At 44.7% G+C, this 17,865-nt stretch carries 11 protein-coding genes, 1 other RNA gene and 5 pseudogenes; 8 read left to right on the forward strand and 9 right to left on the reverse strand.

Annotated elements, in window-relative coordinates; all coding sequences use genetic code 11:
- Positions 1-199 precede the first annotated feature (199 nt).
- The 3 pseudogenes from FTV48_RS09215 to FTV48_RS09225 form a co-directional block, all read right to left on the reverse strand.
- Positions 200-340, reverse strand: a pseudogene (locus tag FTV48_RS09215) (LysR family transcriptional regulator); the annotation flags it as partial.
- A gap of 127 nt (positions 341-467) precedes the next feature.
- Positions 468-1,067 (reverse strand): annotated as a pseudogene (locus FTV48_RS09220) (CoA transferase); the annotation flags it as partial.
- Positions 1,051-1,182 (reverse strand): annotated as a pseudogene (locus FTV48_RS09225) (acyl-CoA dehydrogenase); the annotation flags it as partial. The pseudogenes FTV48_RS09225 and FTV48_RS09220, both read right to left, overlap by 17 nt.
- A gap of 245 nt (positions 1,183-1,427) precedes the next feature.
- Here FTV48_RS09225 and FTV48_RS09230 point away from each other — a divergent pair.
- Positions 1,428-2,415: pseudogene (locus FTV48_RS09230) on the forward strand (LysR family transcriptional regulator).
- A gap of 187 nt (positions 2,416-2,602) precedes the next feature.
- Here the strand turns inward: FTV48_RS09230 and FTV48_RS09235 are convergent.
- Positions 2,603-2,909: pseudogene (locus FTV48_RS09235) on the reverse strand (Arm DNA-binding domain-containing protein); the annotation flags it as partial.
- A 181-nt stretch (positions 2,910-3,090) separates the two neighbouring features.
- Positions 3,091-3,449: a transfer-messenger RNA gene (gene ssrA / locus FTV48_RS09240) on the reverse strand.
- A 130-nt stretch (positions 3,450-3,579) separates the two neighbouring features.
- On the opposite strand from ssrA, the gene glpK reads away from it, so the two are divergent.
- Positions 3,580-5,064 carry a glycerol kinase GlpK gene (glpK, locus tag FTV48_RS09245; protein WP_180000106.1) on the forward strand — a complete coding sequence of 495 codons (1,485 nt, stop codon included), beginning with the start codon at positions 3,580-3,582 and terminating at the stop codon, positions 5,062-5,064.
- Positions 5,065-5,137: 73 nt separating this feature from the next.
- Here the strand turns inward: glpK and FTV48_RS09250 are convergent, their stop codons facing one another.
- Positions 5,138-5,635: a thioesterase family protein gene (locus FTV48_RS09250; RefSeq protein WP_005172294.1), complete on the reverse strand. Its 498-nt coding sequence runs from the start codon at positions 5,633-5,635 to the stop codon at positions 5,138-5,140.
- 105 nt (positions 5,636-5,740) lie between these two features.
- On the opposite strand from FTV48_RS09250, the gene hemB reads away from it, so the two are divergent.
- Together hemB and thiO are read left to right on the forward strand one after the other, a co-directional pair.
- Entirely contained in the window at positions 5,741-6,754 is a 1,014-nt protein-coding gene (gene hemB / locus FTV48_RS09255) for a porphobilinogen synthase (protein WP_005172298.1), read from the forward strand.
- Positions 6,755-6,769: 15 nt separating this feature from the next.
- Positions 6,770-7,897 (forward strand): glycine oxidase ThiO, encoded by a 1,128-nt coding sequence (thiO, locus tag FTV48_RS09260; RefSeq protein WP_100328912.1) that lies wholly within the window; start codon positions 6,770-6,772, stop codon positions 7,895-7,897.
- A 108-nt stretch (positions 7,898-8,005) separates the two neighbouring features.
- Here thiO and FTV48_RS09265 read toward each other — a convergent pair whose 3' ends face one another.
- The gene (locus FTV48_RS09265) at positions 8,006-8,911 is read right to left on the reverse strand and encodes a TIGR01777 family oxidoreductase (protein ID WP_005096059.1); all 906 of its coding nucleotides are present in this window, start codon (positions 8,909-8,911) and stop codon (positions 8,006-8,008) included.
- Positions 8,912-9,063: 152 nt separating this feature from the next.
- Positions 9,064-9,525: an ABZJ_00895 family protein gene (locus tag FTV48_RS09270; protein WP_005096058.1), complete on the reverse strand. Its 462-nt coding sequence runs from the start codon at positions 9,523-9,525 to the stop codon at positions 9,064-9,066.
- Between the two features lie 468 nt (positions 9,526-9,993).
- On the opposite strand from FTV48_RS09270, the gene FTV48_RS09275 reads away from it, so the two are divergent.
- The 3 genes from FTV48_RS09275 to FTV48_RS09285 are packed head-to-tail and all read left to right on the forward strand — an operon-like array spanning position 9,994 to position 15,976.
- On the forward strand, positions 9,994-11,247 hold the full coding sequence (locus tag FTV48_RS09275; RefSeq protein WP_180000108.1) for an exonuclease SbcCD subunit D C-terminal domain-containing protein: 1,254 nt from the start codon (positions 9,994-9,996) through the stop codon (positions 11,245-11,247).
- Positions 11,248-11,255: 8 nt separating this feature from the next.
- Positions 11,256-14,867 carry an AAA family ATPase gene (locus FTV48_RS09280; protein ID WP_180000109.1) on the forward strand — a complete coding sequence of 1,204 codons (3,612 nt, stop codon included), beginning with the start codon at positions 11,256-11,258 and terminating at the stop codon, positions 14,865-14,867.
- Between the two features lie 5 nt (positions 14,868-14,872).
- Positions 14,873-15,976: an acyltransferase gene (locus FTV48_RS09285; RefSeq protein ID WP_034609103.1), complete on the forward strand. Its 1,104-nt coding sequence runs from the start codon at positions 14,873-14,875 to the stop codon at positions 15,974-15,976.
- A 33-nt stretch (positions 15,977-16,009) separates the two neighbouring features.
- Here FTV48_RS09285 and FTV48_RS09290 read toward each other — a convergent pair whose 3' ends face one another.
- Positions 16,010-16,696: a YggS family pyridoxal phosphate-dependent enzyme gene (locus tag FTV48_RS09290; RefSeq protein WP_005172317.1), complete on the reverse strand. Its 687-nt coding sequence runs from the start codon at positions 16,694-16,696 to the stop codon at positions 16,010-16,012.
- Between the two features lie 123 nt (positions 16,697-16,819).
- Here FTV48_RS09290 and FTV48_RS09295 point away from each other — a divergent pair, with 123 nt between their 5' ends.
- On the forward strand, positions 16,820-17,857 hold the full coding sequence (locus tag FTV48_RS09295; RefSeq protein WP_004279279.1) for a type IV pilus twitching motility protein PilT: 1,038 nt from the start codon (positions 16,820-16,822) through the stop codon (positions 17,855-17,857).
- Positions 17,858-17,865 lie beyond the last annotated feature (8 nt).

A 17,865-nucleotide genomic window follows, 5' to 3' on the forward strand; every position in this document is an offset into this window, starting at 1 on the left:
TGTACACAGTGCACTGGGTTATGTATCGCCTTTTGAGTTTGAAGCAATGTACTATGATAAGATTAATCCGTTAGGTCAGGTGGCCTAACTTAAATAAAAAAGTCTCCGACAAACCCGGTACGGTTCAAGTTGATTTCTGAAGCGGTGATCGGAGGATTTAAACCTTATCAAATTGTATTCAATATATAAGCTAGAGGGCTAAACGTGTCGATAATTCATCTTCGAGTTTAGCAATTTGCTGACTTAGGGCAGAAGTTCCAACATCCAATTTTTGAGCTGCCTTACCTAAGCTTCCTGATTCGACTATAGATATAAAATATCTTAATTGTTTCAGCTCCATTTATTCCCTCATTTACTTGCTGCAACTATTCCTTAGTTTGTATAGAAAACACTTGAAACTATCGACAAGCCTATAAATATCTTCTAACTAAGTCCTTAAATGATAAGAATAATTAAATTAAAGTGTACTAGCTCGAACCATCAATAATGCCTTTAGCATGTAATACCGCCAGTTCTTCTCGGGTTTTAAATTGCGATAAAATTTTCCCAGTATGTTCACCCAATTGTGGCGCAGCGTGCTTATATTCAACCGGTGTATCGGATAACTTAATCGGTGAACCAATCATTTTAAACTGACTATTCAACGGATGTGCAACATCCACCACCATATCACGCGATTTAATTTGTGGCTCATTCAATGCATCTTCGATTGAGTTAATCACCCCGACCGGTACTTTTACTGCATGAATGGCCGCCACCCAATCTTGTGCATTTTTAGCCAAGAAATATTCTGACAGTAATGGAATCAATTCATCACGATGCTTAACCCGATCCTGATTACGCTGGAATTTTTTATTTTCTAATAATTCAGGCAACTCAATGGCGATACATAAATCTTTAAACTGCTTATCATTACCACAAGCAATAATAAATTCTTTATCTTTGGCCTTAAAGGTTTGATACGGCACGATATTAGGATGATTATTTCCCATGCGCTTTGGAGATACGCCAGTGGTGAGATAATTCATACCCTGATTGGCCAGTGTAGCTATCCTGACAATAAGCAGCTGCAGCATCACGAATCATGCGCTCTTCTGAGGTCAATTGCTGTTCGATTAAAAACGGGTCTTGCCAATTAAAATTTGATTGCTTTACTTTCTTCGTATTTACCATCTGATTCATAGTGTCCTACCAGTCCCTTATATCCATACATTGTATTATTCTGGAACTGACTGTATGCGTGAATAATCTTTCTTTCAAACAATAAATATGCATGCAGTTATGCAAAAACCGCATATCTTATTAAAATTAACAACTCTCAAATATAAATGACTGACCTATTGGGGCAATTTTAACACTAATGTCTTATAGTCAAAGAATACTGATATGTAATTTATTAATATCTTAATATTTTCAAGGATGAATTTATGCGCCGTAAAATTCCGCCTCTACAAGCACTTTTATGCTTTGAATCGGCAGCACGGCATGCGAGTTATACGCATGCATCACAAGAACTATTTCTAAGTCAAAGTGCGGTTTCTCGACAAATACAACAATTAGAAAATTATTTAAATGCTCTCTTATTTACCCGCACTCGTCATGGCGTAGAATTAACTTATGTAGGATAAACAATATTACAAAAGTATCACTCATTATTTAAAGGGATTGGAACAAACCACTCTGGATGTCATTGCACATAAAGGACAAGGAGGTACTCTAAAATTAGGTGTGGTACCAACATTCGCTACCCGGTGGTTGTTACCCAAATTACCCAGCTTTAACCAGCTTTATCCTGAAATTACGATCCATTTAGAAACGAGCACACGACCTTTTTTATTTAATGACCATATTTTAGATGCTGCTATTTATGCAGGCACCCCTCAACAAGTTGAACAATGGCCTGGCACATACAGTCACTTTTTAATGCATGAAGATGTGGTTGCGGTATGTGCACCTAGCTTAATCAAACACTATTTTCCAGATGCGACTATGATCAATATCAATAGCTTTGATTTAAGTGCACAACAATTAATAGAGCTCCCTTTATTACAGCAAACGACAAGACCACATATTTGGGAGGAATGGTTTAATCTCTATCCTATAAAACATCCAACCCCCAATCATGGCCAACGACATGAATTATTTTCAATGTTAGCAGTTGCAGCCAATCATGGTATGGGAATGGCACTAATTCCACAGATGCTGATTGAAAAAGAGTTACAGAAAGGTGAGCTTGTTATGGTTTCCACCAAAAAACTCGAAAAAAAGCGCGCTTATTATTTAATGCATTCTAGTCAGGAAAATTCACCATTGATTGAAAAATTTGTAGAATGGATTCAGAAAGAGTTAAGTAATGAATATACTCAGCGCTTTAGTGGTCCGTGTATTGGATCTACGGATGGCATATGCTACTGATTTTCTGCCTCAAACAATCCAAAAGAAATTTTTATGCTACTGCCGGTCGCTACTAATTAAAATAAAAATCCAGAAAATACGTGAAAATCTCCGAACAGGTAAGTAATTTAATGGGGATGGTGTCCGTTTAACTCGTTGTCAGTAATGCTGTACTAGCTCGAACATTACTAATATGTTTGGATGACTAGGTTTCTTTTTGATTATTGAACCAATCTTCTGCAACTTCTTTGAAATATGGCTTTAATTCTTCATGCAGCACTAAACGTGAGAATCGATGCTTAAGCTCATATGCAAGCTCCCTTGCCTTTTATTAAGCTTACATCTGGATATGAACCAAGCGATTCAGACTTACGTTCACCATGGACAGTGACGCGTACATTCCAATATTTTTTACCATTCGGATCGATTCGTAAAGACAGACCATTAATATCAGAAAGGCGGTACTGTTTTTCCTGCAGTAATGCTTTTTTACACAGCACATCGGTAAGCGACATATCTTTGTCCCACATAATTAACTTATTTAGTGGATCAAATTGTCCCAATTTTGACCCACAAAGAGCAAATATGAGGTCAAATGAGATCAGACAATATCGGACAAACAGGCATAAAAAAAGCCTCTAAACATTGAGTTTAAAGGCTTTTTTATATTCCGACGGATTACTTCGGAAAGAATTTTGGTGGAGGTGGCGGGAGTTGAACCCGCGTCCGCCAGCATTACGCTCGAGAATACTACATGCTTAGATATCGTCTATTGTTTTAACTCTTTGTGACCCGACGAACAGGATACAAATCGCGATCCTCTTAGTTTAGTACAAAGCCCCGAGGCTTGGCTTTATACGGACTTGTGTGCGTGCGCTTCAGTCGGACTCTCTAACCACAAGTATTCGGAGAGGCGGACAAGCTGCCCTTAGGCAGCTAGAGCGTATGATTCGTCGTTTGCGACTAAAAAATGCAAATTTGATTTACGAGAGAAAATGCGCTCTCGGCATGCATCTATGAGTTTCATCACCAGCGTCGAAGCCAGAAACACCCCCAAAGTACAAGGCAATCATAGCATAGATGTCAAAAATTACGATGCATTTTCTAAACATTTACACAACTTGATGCGCTTAATTACATTATTGCGCTAATATTTTACTTTTCAAGCCGAATAACAGAAAAATTATGAGCTATTTACTGGCCCTAGATCAAGGAACCACATCGAGTCGGGCTATTATTTTTAATGAACATGGACAAATTCAGGCAACGGCTCAACGTGAAACCCATATTCAGACGCCACATTCAGGTTGGGTCGAACAGGATGCTCAGGAAATCTGGAGCACGCAGATTGCGGTGGTACAGCAAGCGCTTGCTACGGCGCGTATTCTCGCCAAAGATATTAAAGCCATTGGTCTGACCAATCAGCGCGAAACCACGGTGGTTTGGGATCGAAGAAATGGTAAACCGCTCGCGCCGGCCATCGTCTGGCAAGACCGTCGAACTTCTGACTGGTGTAACCAGCTGATTGAACAGGGCTGGATGTGCAAAATTCAGCAGAAAACCGGTCTACGGATTGATCCTTATTTTAGTGCAGGAAAATTGGTCTGGTTTCTGGAGCATGTAGAAGGCGTACGTGAACTGGCTGAACAGGGTCATGTCGCTTTTGGTACTATCGATAGCTGGCTGATCTGGAACCTGACTCAAGGCGCAGAACATGTGATTGAAGCCAGCAATGCTTCCCGTACCATGCTGATGAATCTGCATCAACAAACTTGGGACGAAGAACTGCTGGAGCTGTTTCATATTCCTGCTTCGGTCTTACCAAAAATTATTTCCTCGGATAATTATATCGCTGACACCGCTTCAGGTTTACTCGGTGCCAATATCCCCATTACCGGTATTCTAGGTGATCAGCAATCTGCACTGTTTGGTCAATCCTGTTTTGAAGTGGGGAGCGCAAAAAATACCTATGGCACCGGCTGTTTTATGCTGTTCAATACCGGTCAAGACATCCAGCTCAGTCAGAATAAACTGCTTTCTACCCTTGCCTGGCAAGCGCAGGGTCAAACCACCTATGCACTGGAAGGCAGCGTGTTTATGGCGGGTGCGGTAGTGCAATGGCTACGTGATGGTCTCGGGATTATTCAAAAAAGCAATGATATCGAAAAACTGGCCTGTAAAGTTGAGGATACCGACGGCGTGGTTTTGGTTCCGGCCTTTACCGGACTTGGCGCGCCGCATTGGGACAGTGAAGCGCGTGCCCTGCTCTGTGGCATGTCTCGTGGTACGACTCAAGCGCATATCGCCCGAGCAGCCTTAGAATCAATCGCTTTTCAGGTATCGGATGTCCTCAGTGCAATGCAATCCGATATTGCCCACCCTTTAAAAGAATTACGGGTCGATGGCGGTGCCAGTAGCAATGACATGCTGATGCAGTTTCAGGCAGATATTCTCAATGTGCCGGTGCTGCGTCCGAAAATGCTGGAGTCTACCGCTTGGGGGGCAGCCGCCATGGCCGGATTAAAATCCGGAATATTTTCCAGTCTGGAGGAAATTTCGCAGTCTTGGCAACTTGAACATGCCTTTGAACCGAAAATGCAAAATGATGAGCGTGAAGCTCATTTAGCCAAATGGCAGAAGGCCTTAAAACGGGCCAAATCAGATCTATAACCTGTATCGATCTGAAGGTCGAAAGCTAAAAAAGCACTGTTAAACAGTGCTTTTTATTTTCTATCTCTTACCCTCAATAAGCATAAGATGCAATCGCTGTAGCAATTGGCTTATCTTCATCATTGATCATGGTCATACGCATGGTGCAGCCCTTACGCCCCAAACGTAAGGTTTCTGCCCGCGCGATAAAATATTTACCGCGCCCGGGTGCCAGATAATCCACCCGCATATCCACTGTCGCCAAACGCGAGACTTTTTTAATGGTGTCGGCAATGGTTTCAGGTTCGGCTTTTTTATATAACTCCCCCATCGCTACAATTCCACCGACACTATCGAGTACCGTGGCCGCAAGACCGCCATGCAAAATTTGAAACGCGACATTACCAATCATAAAATCCTGCATTTCGACATAGGCTTCGATCTGGCCTTCCACCACCCGCATGCTCATACCATTATGCTTAAAAAAAGGAGAGCTATTAAAAGCATGTACCAACTGATTTAAGACCACATCAATATCCACCTTTGCCCCCAAGTGTATATTACCTGTCCAGCTTTTCTCTGTCTTAGTCATCACTCTGCTCAAATCCACCGCAATAAAAAACCGCTAATTTATGCCCAAAAATTTCAGTTAGGGCTACAATAGGTGCCTAGTTTAATACTGATTGCTGAGATTTTTATGACCTATACGTTCAATCGTCCCGCGTTTCCTGCAACTCGCATGCGTCGTATTCGTAAAAATGAGCATTTACGTTCTATGGTACGTGAAACGCATCTCAGTGCAGATCACCTGATTTATCCAGTATTTGTACTGCCGGGACAAAACCAGAGCCAAGATATTCCCAGTATGCCGAATATCCAGCGCCTGTCAGCAGACTTGCTGTTAAAAAAATCAGAGCGTCTGCTGGAACTGGGCGTCAACAAACTGGCACTGTTTCCAGTCACACCACAAGAAGATAAAAGCCTGACCGCCGAAGCGGCTTGGCGCGAAGATGGTCTGGTCCAACGCACTTTGCGTTTATTAAAAAAGGAACTGCCAGAAATGGTGCTGATTACTGATGGTGCACTCGACCCATATACCACGCATGGTCAGGATGGCATTATTGATGAGACCGGTTATGTCTTAAATGATGAAACGGTCGAATGTCTGATTAAACAGGGTCTCAGCCATGCCGAAGCAGGCGCAGATGTATTTGCCCCAAGTGACATGATGGATGGCCGGATCGGTGCAATTCGTCAGGCCTTTGAACAAAATGGGCATATCTATACCTCAATCATGGCTTATTCAGCCAAATATGCATCCAGCTTCTATGGTCCATTCCGTGATGCAGTCGGTTCTGCCAGCAATTTAAAAGGCGGCAATAAATACAATTACCAGATGGATGTCGGTAACCGTGCCGAAGCACTGCATGAAATTGCGCTGGATATTCAGGAAGGCGCAGACATGGTGATTGTCAAACCGGGCATGCCTTATCTGGATATCGTCCGTGAAGTTAAAGACACTTTTGGTGTACCAACCTTTGTCTATCAGGTCAGTGGTGAATATGCGATGCTGGCCGCTGCCATTCAAAATGGCTGGTTATCTGACAGCGTGATTATTGAATCACTGATGAGCTGCCGCCGCGCCGGTGCCGATGGCATCTGGACTTACTTTGCCGAAGAAGCTGCGCTTAAACTGAAAGACATGAAGTAAAAGGATTTCGGCGCAATGCATATCGCCATTATCGGCGCTGGCATCACCGGGTTGATGTCGGCGCTGGAACTGCTTGAACAGGGATGTTCTGTCACGATTTTTGATCAGCAAGTTGCCGGGAAGGCTGCGTCCTGGGCCGGAGGCGGGATTCTTTCTCCGATGTATCCCTGGCGCTACCCCGCTGCAGTCAATACGTTGGCCCGGCATGCCAAACCGCTCTATCAGGACTGGAATCAAAAACTGCAGCCAGTGACCGGTATCGATTTCCAGATTCATGAAACAGGCATGCTGATTTTTGATGAAGATGATTTTGAGCTTGGCTTGCGCTATGCGGAAAAATATCAGGACCCTCAGCAACAGGCCGAATTGCTTGATCAGACTCAGCTACAACAAATCAATCCCCGAATTGATCAGCGCAAGTTCCAACAGGCGATTTACTTTCCCGAACTGGCCAATATCCGCAATCCGCGACTATTACAGTCGGTCATCAGCTATTTAAAACAGCATCCGCATGTCACCTGGCAAGAACATTGTAAAATCACTCAGCTCAATATTCAGCAAGGCTGGGTAACGAGTGTGTCTAGTGCAAGTGGTCAACATTTTCAGGCAGATCAGTTTGTAATCGCCACAGGCGCATGGTCTGCAGGCTGGTCAGAACAGCTTGGCTGTGAAATTCCGGTACAACCGGTGCAAGGACAAATGCTGCTGTTTAAAACCCCAGAAAACTGGCTACCGAGCATGTGCATGAACAAGGTCATGTATCTGATTCCACGGCGCGACGGACATGTTGTATGTGGTTCCAGTATACGTCAGGTCGGTTTTGACACCTCGCCTTCTGCTGAAATCCGGCAAGATATTCTACAGGCTTGTCTGGAGATGGTGCCGGAACTGGCGGATTTTCCGCTGGTCAAGCAATGGGCCGGATTAAGACCCAGCTCACCCGATGGTATTCCCTATATTGGCAAAATCCCCGAATTGCAAAATGCCTGGGCCAATTTTGGCCATTTCCGCAATGGCTTATGCATGGCCCCAGCCTCAGGCAAATTACTCGCTCAATTGATGCTTGAACAAACGCCGACCATTGTAGATCCACAGCCCTATGCTCCGGCCCGTCTATCGGAACCAAGCACTTTAGTGCTTTAGTGCTTTAGTGCTTTAGTGCTTTAGTGCTTTAGTGCTTTAGTGCTTTAGTGCTTTAGTGCTTTAGTGCTTTAGTGCTTTAGTGCTTTAGTGCTTTAGTGCTTTAGTGCTTTAGTGCTTTAGGATATTATGCAGCGCTTCTTTCAAGGTTGGATAATCAAACTGAAAGCCCGCATCCTGTAAAGCTTGAGGCTGTACATACTGACCGTTCAAGACCAGTTGCGATTGTTCTCCCAGCATCATTTTCAAGCTGCATGCTGGCAGTGGCAGTAAAGGTTTGCGTTTCAGTAGCTGTGCAGCAGTCCGGGCAAACTGTGCCTGACTGACTTTTTCCGGAGCAACCACATTAAAAATCTGCCCGGTCGTCGTTTCAAGCATCAAGAATTCAATCGCACGCAATACATCTTCTAAATGCACCCAAGTGACTGGCTGACGCCCATGACCAATCCGCCCGAACAGATTCAGTTTAATCGGCAATAACATCTGCGGCAGAATTCCATCACCTTTGCCGAAGACCACAGCAAAGCGAACAATTTTGGTGTCCTGACTGCTATAGGACAAAGCCAGTTGTTCCCACTTCGCACAGAGCTCAGACATAAAAATATCTTGTGGCGGGCTTTGTTCCGTATAGACCTGCTCCCAGCGCTCGCTCGGGTCAATACCATAATAACCAACGGCCGAGGTCGAAATAATCCGTTTCGGTTTGATCTGGTATTTTTCTAAATAGTCAAATAACTGTTTGGTGGTGTCTAAACGGCTATCCAGCAATTTCTTTTTACGCGCTGCTGTCCAGCGTCCCTGACCGATGCTTTCGCCAGCCAGATTAATCACATAATCAATCTGAGGCTGTTTTAATTCATCCAGCTGGTTAATCCAGTGAAAATCTGGATGAGGTTCAGATTGATTCTTGCGGCGGGTCAGCCCAATCACCCGATAATCACGTTCTAATAAAAAACGTACCAGATGACTGCCAATAAAACCCCTCGCTCCGGTCACCAGCACTACAGGTTTATCCATAAGTCATTCTTAGCCCTGTTATTTTTTCTATTTAAATTATACGCAACTTATTCTGAGATTTTTCAATCAATGCCCTCTTTGTCGTGGTGAATTTGTATCCTGCCTGATGCGATCAATTTATAAAGATCAATCGTCATAAAGCCACCTACCTCTCAGGCCTGCGGCGAATTGCCAAACATTTGATCTGCCATACGCTGTGCCTGCTTGCCATAGAACCAGTAAGTCAATAGATACAACGGAATCGCGATCAGCAAGAACATGATCAGCACAATACTTATAAATTGTGGCTGCTGTAGATATAGCAAAAAGTCCTGCCAGGCATTTGGATTAGAGCGCGTGGCAATCAGAATACCAAGTAACAGAAATAGCAGGTTATAACCCCAATAGATCAGGCTAAAACCCAAAGTGAATTTTTTACGTTCCGACTGCGTTGGGGCACGTTTTTGCTGTTTTAAAAACTTAAATAAGATCCAGATCATGGCAACCAGATAAGGAACAACCGTCAGTACGGCGCCCATCCCCGTTGGCATCAGTGCTGCCAGCACCCCGCAAATGCAGGTAAAAATAAAGCAGATAATAAAAAACCAGATAAAATAACGGGTTAAAGGCAACATAGGAATCACTCGGTGATATTCAGCAAGCTAGTATAAAAAAAAACAGGTTTTTTTTCATTTTATTGTCAACCATCGGCCAGAAGGTGACGTTATATAGGGTACAAGGTACAAAAATTTGGACTGGCATCCACGAATTTTTGCTGACCTTAGAGCTAAAGCAATAAGTCCAGTGTACAGGGAAATTTTGAATAGCAGCCAAAATCTTCATGTAACACAAATTTGACCGACGATTTCACATCACTCGAATCGTCGGTTTTTATTTTTTAAAATTCCGATTTTTCAGCCTGATGAATTGCATGACTGTTTAAGACTGGGTGATTTAGACATGACTATCCTGCTATTTTGCCTACTGATTAAAATAAATTCAGCCTGACATCAGCAACAATTCGCTGAAATATCTTTTTTAAGTAGATTTTCCCCTCAGCTTTTTCCTATAGTAGCAAGGCAGACATTTCAGGGTTCATCTACATGGCAGTTCATTTTCTTCACACTTCCGATTGGCATCTGGGGCAATTTTTCCATAACCATGACCGTGAATTTGAACATGCCCAGTTTTTGACTTGGTTGCTCGATCAAATTAAAACAAAACAGCCGCATGCTTTGTTGATTGCCGGTGATATTTTTGATGTGATCAATCCAGCCTCAAGTGCGCAAAAGCAACTGTATCAGTTTCTGGCCGATGCACATGATCTGGCCCCGCACATGCAGACTTTGATGATTGCCGGCAACCATGATTCCGGTTACCGGATTGAGCAGGTTGAACCTTTTCTGTCTAAATTCAATGCCAAAGCTGTGGGAATTGTGGGCCGAACCGCAGAAAACACCCTGAATCTGGATCGCTTGCTGATTCCGATTTATGATCAGGATAAAAATATCATCGCCTGGTGTCTGACCCTGCCCTATTTACGCAGTGCCGAAATTACCGGGCTGAATGAACATACCAGCAATAGCCAGAATGCGATTAGCTATCTGCATCAACAACTGATTGCCGAAGCCAAGGCCCGTAAACAGCCGCATCAAGCTCTGATTCTAATGTCGCATGCACATATGCAAGGTGGCGAAACTTCCGACTCGGAACGGCCAATTATTGTCGGTAATGAAGAAGCGCTCTCGACGGCGCTGTTTGATGAAGTGATTGATTATGTCGCACTCGGTCATCTGCATAAACCACAAAAAGTTGGTCAGCCGCATATCCGTTATAGTGGCTCACCGATTCCGCTGTCATTTAGTGAAATCAACTATCAACATCAGGTGGTTGAGGTCAGAATTGATCCTGAACAAAGCCCGGAACAGCGCTTTCAATACGATGTTCTAAAAGTGCCACGCACCGTCGAGCTGTTCCGGATTCGGGAAGAACTGGAAGATTTAATTGCTAAACTTCAGGCCTTGCCTGCCGGAGAAATCGAACAACTGTCGGCACGACATTTTCTGGAAATAGAATACACCACCGATGCGCCGCCACCAGTCGATTTACGCCAGCAAATTGAACTGGCTTTACCCGCCAACCGTTACCGCTTGCTGCGCATCAGCCGGATTTATCAACAACAGGCCGAACATACGCAAGGAGATTCGAAAATTGATCTGGCACCACCGACACCGGAATCGCTGTTTTTGAATATCTGGAAAAAAATGGGCTATGAACATGATCATTCTGTACAACAGGATTTTCAGCAACTTCTGGTTGAAGCCCAGCACGAACTTGCTCAGAAACAACAAGCCTAGGATCGGCCATGAAAATTTTACGTTTGAGTCTCAACAACCTGGCCTCCCTCACTGGCACCCATCATATTGATTTTGAATCCAGCCCTTTAACACATGCCGGCCTGATTGCAATCACTGGAAAAACCGGAGCCGGTAAATCGACCCTGCTCGATGCCATGTGTCTGGCGCTCTATAACGAAATTCCACGTCTAAAAGGTGCGACCGGCAGCCTGAAAGATGCCGGTGGTCAGGATGTTTCGATTAAAGACTCCAAGAATATTCTACGCCGTGGCTGCGTGCATGGTTTTGCCGAGCTGGAGTTTATTGCCCTGGATAGCAAACGCTATACAGCACGCTGGGAGATTCGCCGGGCACGTCAGAAAGTCGATGGCAATCTAAAAGTAGATCGTTTTATCAAGTGCATCGATGATGATACGACGCTAACGCAAAAAATATCTGAAGTTACTCCCTTAATTGAAAAACTGCTGGGCCTGAGCTTTGAACAGTTTACCCGCGCGGTACTGCTGGCGCAGTCGGAAGTTGGCGCATTTTTAAAGGCCAAAGACCATGAACGCGCAGACTTGCTGGAATATCTGACCAATTCACAGATTTTCAGTGAGGTCAGTAAAAAAGCAGCGGAAAAGCATAGTCAGGTTCGACAAAAGCGCCATGAACTGGAAAACTGGCTCGGTCATCTGGAATTACTATCCGAAGACGATATTACTCAGCTGCAACAGCAACATACTGCCTTCAACCAGATACTTGAGCATTTTAACCAGAGTGAAAAATTACTAGAAAATGACCTGAAATGGCATCGGCAGAAACATGCTTTATATACTGAAATTCAGGCCAAAAAAGAAATTTACGATGTACAGCTGGATGCCGATCAGAAGCTGACCGCACAAAAGCAGTTGCTGGTTCATTTGGATGAGTTTCAAGGCATTCGCGAACAGTTTATCCAGCAGAATCAAATGCTCACGCAGCAACAGCAGCTTACGATACAACAACAATCATTCGAACAGCAGCTGCAACAGGTACAACAGCAACGTGATGCTGAATTTACGCAACTTGCTCAGATCCAGCAACAACAGCAGGCCCATGTTCAACATATGCATGCCATGCAGCCGCATCTGGAACAAGGTCTAAAACTGGATCATGAGATGCATCTGGTCGGCAATGACTATAAGAAAAAATCAGCAGATTTATTGGACTATGCACAGCAGTATATCCAACCCTTGCAACAACAGATTGAATCATCGAAACAGCAACTCGCATCTGCTGCCGAGCAGCAACAGCAACGCCTGACGCAACTTGAACAGCAGGCTGATCTTGCCGTGTTTGATCTGGAACCACAAAGTACACTGCAACGACTGCAAGACTATCAGAAGCTGTATCAACAGATGCAGCAACAGGCGCCGGCAGTACTCTCTCAATCGCGTACTGAACTGGAACATTCCCGGCAGCAGCTGGCTCAACAAATCGAAAGTTTGCAGCAACAATTTGGCAATCAAGCCCAATTGGAACAACAACTTCAGCAGCATCAGACCGTACAGCAACAGAGCTCGACCCGGCTGCTTAAACTGGAAGGCTTGATCCAGCACGTGGCACGTCTAGCGGAACAGGAAGCCGAACAACAGCAACTCAAACAAGACGTAGCGCATGCACAGACAGAATTAACCCAGCTTGAACATACGGAAATTCAACTGCAGCAAATAGTCAGCAACACCGAACAGGAATTTGAACAACTACAAAATATGCTGCAGCAACAGCGCCTGCTGCAAACCCAAAGCGTGCAGGAACTGCGCGCGCAGCTCAAACCTGATGAAGCCTGTATGGTCTGTGGCAGCCAACAGCATCCGTTTGTCCAACATCAAGCATTATTAGACACAGCGCTAAACCAGCTGCAAGATCAACAGCTGCAACAGGCACAACAACAACTGAATCAGCTTAAAGATGATTTAAAAGCAACCCAGATTCAACAATCCAAAATCAAGATGCTCCTTGAGCAAAAACAACAGCGTTTAATCCACATTGAACGGATACTGAATGAACAGCACCAGACATTACAACAAAACTTAAAAGAGTTAGGACTTGAGCCAGCCAATCCTGATCATTCAGCTCAGTTGCTCCATCCCCTGCAAACACAGCTTGGCCAATGGCAACAGCAACACACTCAGGCAAACGAACAGTTCAAAATCCTGCAACAGACTTGGCAAAACTGGCGACAACAGCAACAGCAACTCGACAGCTTACAACTGAGTCTGCAAAAAATGCTGCAACTGGATCAACTGATTGAGCCAATTCTTACAGTACTGCCCGAAGCACAGCAGCTCGCTTGGCACAAGAATGCGCCTGCTGCCTGTACCCAGCTGCAACAACATTTGCAGCAGCGATTACATCTTGTCAATCAAGTCAAAACTGCGGAACAGGAGCTACAAGGTTTCAAGCAGCAACTGAATCAGGCTCAACAGCAACTACAGATGCATGAGCAGCGGCATACGCAAATACAGGCCGAGACCCATTATTTGCTTGAACAAGGCAAAGACTTACGTCAGCAACTCAATCAGCTGACCGAACAACATGCCGGTCAGACCTATAAGCTGGCAGCAGAATGGCGACAGCAACTGGATACCCAGTTAAAAGCGCTTAATAGCCAGCTTCAAGCACAACGCCAGGTATATGAACAGCATGAGCAAGCTTTGCATCAGGCTTTACTTAAACAACAGGCTTTGCTGACCCAAATGCAACAGCTAACTCAACAGCAGGCACAATCTGATCAGGCCATCCGTACATGGCAAAATCTGCATCGACATTTTAATGCGGAACTGATCCAACAATGTCTGACCATTGGTCTGAGTGAACATCAGCAAATCCGGCAGCAATTACAGGCACAACATCAAGCACTGGAAAATGCCAAAATTGCCTGGCAAACGCTGGAAGATCAATACCAGAAGCATCTCCAGCAACAGCCTGAACTTGCTTTTGAGGAAGTGGAAGCACATTTAAATAGTTTGGCACAGGAAAAAACCGAGCAACAAAACAGCTTCAATGAGATTGATACCAAACTGCGTATGAATGCCAATAATCAAAATACCTATGCCAAATATCAGCAACAGATTGAACAGGTCAAAGCCGAAGAATATCGCTGGGGCCGTATCTACGATTTAATCGGACATAAGGAAGGTACCAAGTTCCAGAAAATTGCTCAGGAACATCATCTGGATATCTTGGTGGAATACGCCAACCAACAACTGCAACCGCTGGCACCGCGCTATCAGTTGCACCGTATTCCAGACAGCCTGAGTCTGGCGATTATTGATCTGGACATGAACAGCGAAGTACGTCCGGTCTTGTCTTTATCTGGCGGAGAAACCTTTCTGGTTTCTCTGGCCTTGGCACTGGCGATTGCCAATATGGCTTCCGGTTCGATGAAACTGGAATCGCTATTTATTGATGAAGGCTTTGGTACTTTAGATCCAGCCTCATTACATATGGTGATGAATGCACTGGATCATTTACAAAGTCAGGGTCGTAAAGTGGTCTTAATCTCGCATGTGCAGGAAATGCATGAACGGATTCCAGTACAGATTCAGGTCAAGCCAGTCGGTGCTGGCGCCAGTACCATTCAGATTATAGGTTGACAATGATGCACCCTGCCCCAGACAAGCTCTCGCCCTATTTCAGCTTACAGCTCGAGAGCCTACGGGGCATCAGTGCCATTGTTGTACTGTTCACGCATTGCTTTCAGGCCTTTATCGCCCCTTTTGACCTCAGCCTGTATTCATGGGTGCGCCTGCTTGGTCAGGCCGCGGTCATGATTTTCTTTGTTCTGAGTGGTTATCTGATTGGCTATTCGATCCAGCACAATATTCATCAGCATGGTCAGTTCAATCTGCGCCGTTATACCCAACAGCGTTATCGCAGGATTTTGCCACCCTTTCTGTTTGCCATGGCTCTGAGCCTGTTGTTGTATCTGTTGGCACCACTACTCTTTGCCACTCAAAGCCATGCCTTTCAAAACAGTTTTGGCATGATGATCCGGACTGACTATGGTCTCGATTCAGGTGATTTTATTGGCGCTCTGCTGTTTTTGAATGGCTTCATCACGCCTACAGTTTCAGCCAATGCCCCGCTCTGGAGCCTGAGTTATGAAGTCTGGTTCTATGTCTTGGCCGGATTTCTGCCTTTTTTCAAAGATTCAGAAATAGCCAAAATCGGCTTTTTTAGTGTTTTAATCGTTTTATCCATCCTGAATATTCAGTTTTTTATTTATTTTCTGGTCTGGCTGATGGCCTTTGCCTGTTCATTTCGTCATATCCAGCGACATTTTCTAAACCGGTTACAAGTGCTTAAACTGGGGTTATTTGGCTTGGCATTTCTAATCGCCTGCATTGATGCTTACCAGTTTCATATCGTCGATCAAGCCCGACAATATCGCGCTGCAAATTTTACTCTCTTTAATTTCTGTATCGGCCTAGCATTTAGCTGCTGGCTGGTACAACTCCAGCAGCAGCGCAGTCACTACAATCCGGTCTGGGTACAATCCGCTGATTTTTCCTATACCTTGTATGTAACCCATTTCCCTTTGCTGCTGTTTATTCTGGGCTGTGTTCCGGCAACCTTGGCTTATGGTCTGGGCGGCGCTGTTTTAGCCTTGCTCGGCAGTATGGGCAGCCTGATTGTCTTTGCCTGGCTCATGGCAAAATGGCTGGAGCCACAAAGAAAAAAAGCGTTATCGAATAACGCTTAATCATACTTTTTCAAAATAACCCGACAACGCCTGTTAATCCTTTTGAGGACGTGCACCAAATAATGCCGTGCCGACACGCACCATGCTGGAACCGGCAGCAATTGCAGCCTGCATATCGGCCGACATGCCCATACTTAAAGTATCCCAATCTTCAGGATGCGCATGCTGAGCTTTCACCCTATCAAATAAAGCTTTAGCCTCGATGAAAGCTTGAGGATTCCCCGGCGCTGGAATCACCATCAAGCCACGTAAGCGCACATTTGGCAGTTGGCTGATTTGTCTAACTAAATCAGTAACTTCTTCCGGTTGGCAACCATCTTTCGTATCCTGAGCATCAATATTGACCTGAAGACAGATATTCAGCGCGAGCTGATCTTCTCTACGCTGATTGGATAAACGCTCGGCAATAATCAGACGATCCACCCCATGCACCCAGGCAAAATTTTCTGCCAGATGTTTGGTCTTGTTACGCTGTACATGGCCAATAAAATGCCATTCAATTTCCAAGTCTTTTAGAGCCGTAATTTTTTCCAGCGCTTCCTGCAAATAGTTTTCGCCAAAGGCACGTTGTCCCGCCTGATACATATCAGCCAGTACTGCACTCGGCTGGGTCTTGGAAACGGCCAGCAGTTGCACCGAATCTGGCTCACGACCGGCCTGAGCACAGGCTGTTTCAATTTGCGCTAAAACCTGATTTCGTGACTGTTGCAACATATTCATTGATGGGGTTCTCATTTCATTCATCTTTTTTTCCCTTGCCCATAAACTAAGGGTTGGTTAAGCTGTGGGAAAGCCTTATTATTCTATCAAAATAATTAACATTTTAATGAACTCGGGGACCTTATGGATATCACAGAATTGTTGGCATTTTCTGCTAAAAATGGTGCGTCGGATTTACACTTGTCTGCAGGCTTACCGCCAATGATTCGTGTCGATGGGGAAGTTCGTCGTATCAACCTACCAGCATTAGAACATAAAGAAGTACATAAACTTGTTTATGACATCATGAACGATAAACAGCGCCGTGATTTTGAAGAAAATCTGGAAACTGACTTTTCTTTTGAAGTACCCGGTGTGGCCCGTTTCCGTGTCAACGCATTTAACCAGAACCGTGGTGCCGGTGCAGTATTCCGTACCATTCCATCCAAAGTTCTGACCCTTGAAGATCTGGGCATGGGACAGATTTTTAAAGACATCTGTGAATATCCGCGTGGTCTGGTACTGGTCACAGGGCCAACCGGGTCGGGTAAATCAACCACCTTGGCGGCGATGCTGGATTATATTAACGACAACCGTTATGACCATATTCTGACCGTCGAAGATCCAATCGAATTTGTGCATCAATCCAAGAAATGCCTGATCAACCAGCGTGAAGTGCATCGTGATACGCATGGCTTTAATGAAGCCCTGCGTTCGGCACTGCGTGAAGACCCTGATATTATTCTGGTCGGTGAGATGCGTGACCTTGAAACCATCCGTCTGGCCTTAACTGCGGCAGAAACTGGTCACCTGGTGTTTGGCACCCTGCATACCACCTCTGCGGCCAAAACCATTGACCGTGTGATTGACGTATTCCCTGCCGAAGAAAAAGATATGGTTCGTGCCATGTTATCGGAATCATTGCAGGCTGTGGTTTCACAGGCCCTATTAAAGAAAAATGGCGGCGGACGTGTTGCAGCGCATGAAATCATGATTGGTATTCCTGCAATCCGTAACCTGATTCGTGAAAATAAAGTCGCACAAATGTATTCTGCGATTCAGACCGGTGCCAACTATGGCATGACCACACTGGATCAGACTCTGAAAACGCTGGTATCTAAAGGTCTCATCAGCCCGCAAGTGGCACGTACTGCAGCCAAACAGCCAGAAGCATTCTTATAAGAAAAATT

The organism is Acinetobacter sp. YH18001, assembly GCF_013416975.1.
GTDB classification, from domain to species: domain Bacteria; phylum Pseudomonadota; class Gammaproteobacteria; order Pseudomonadales; family Moraxellaceae; genus Acinetobacter; species Acinetobacter pseudolwoffii.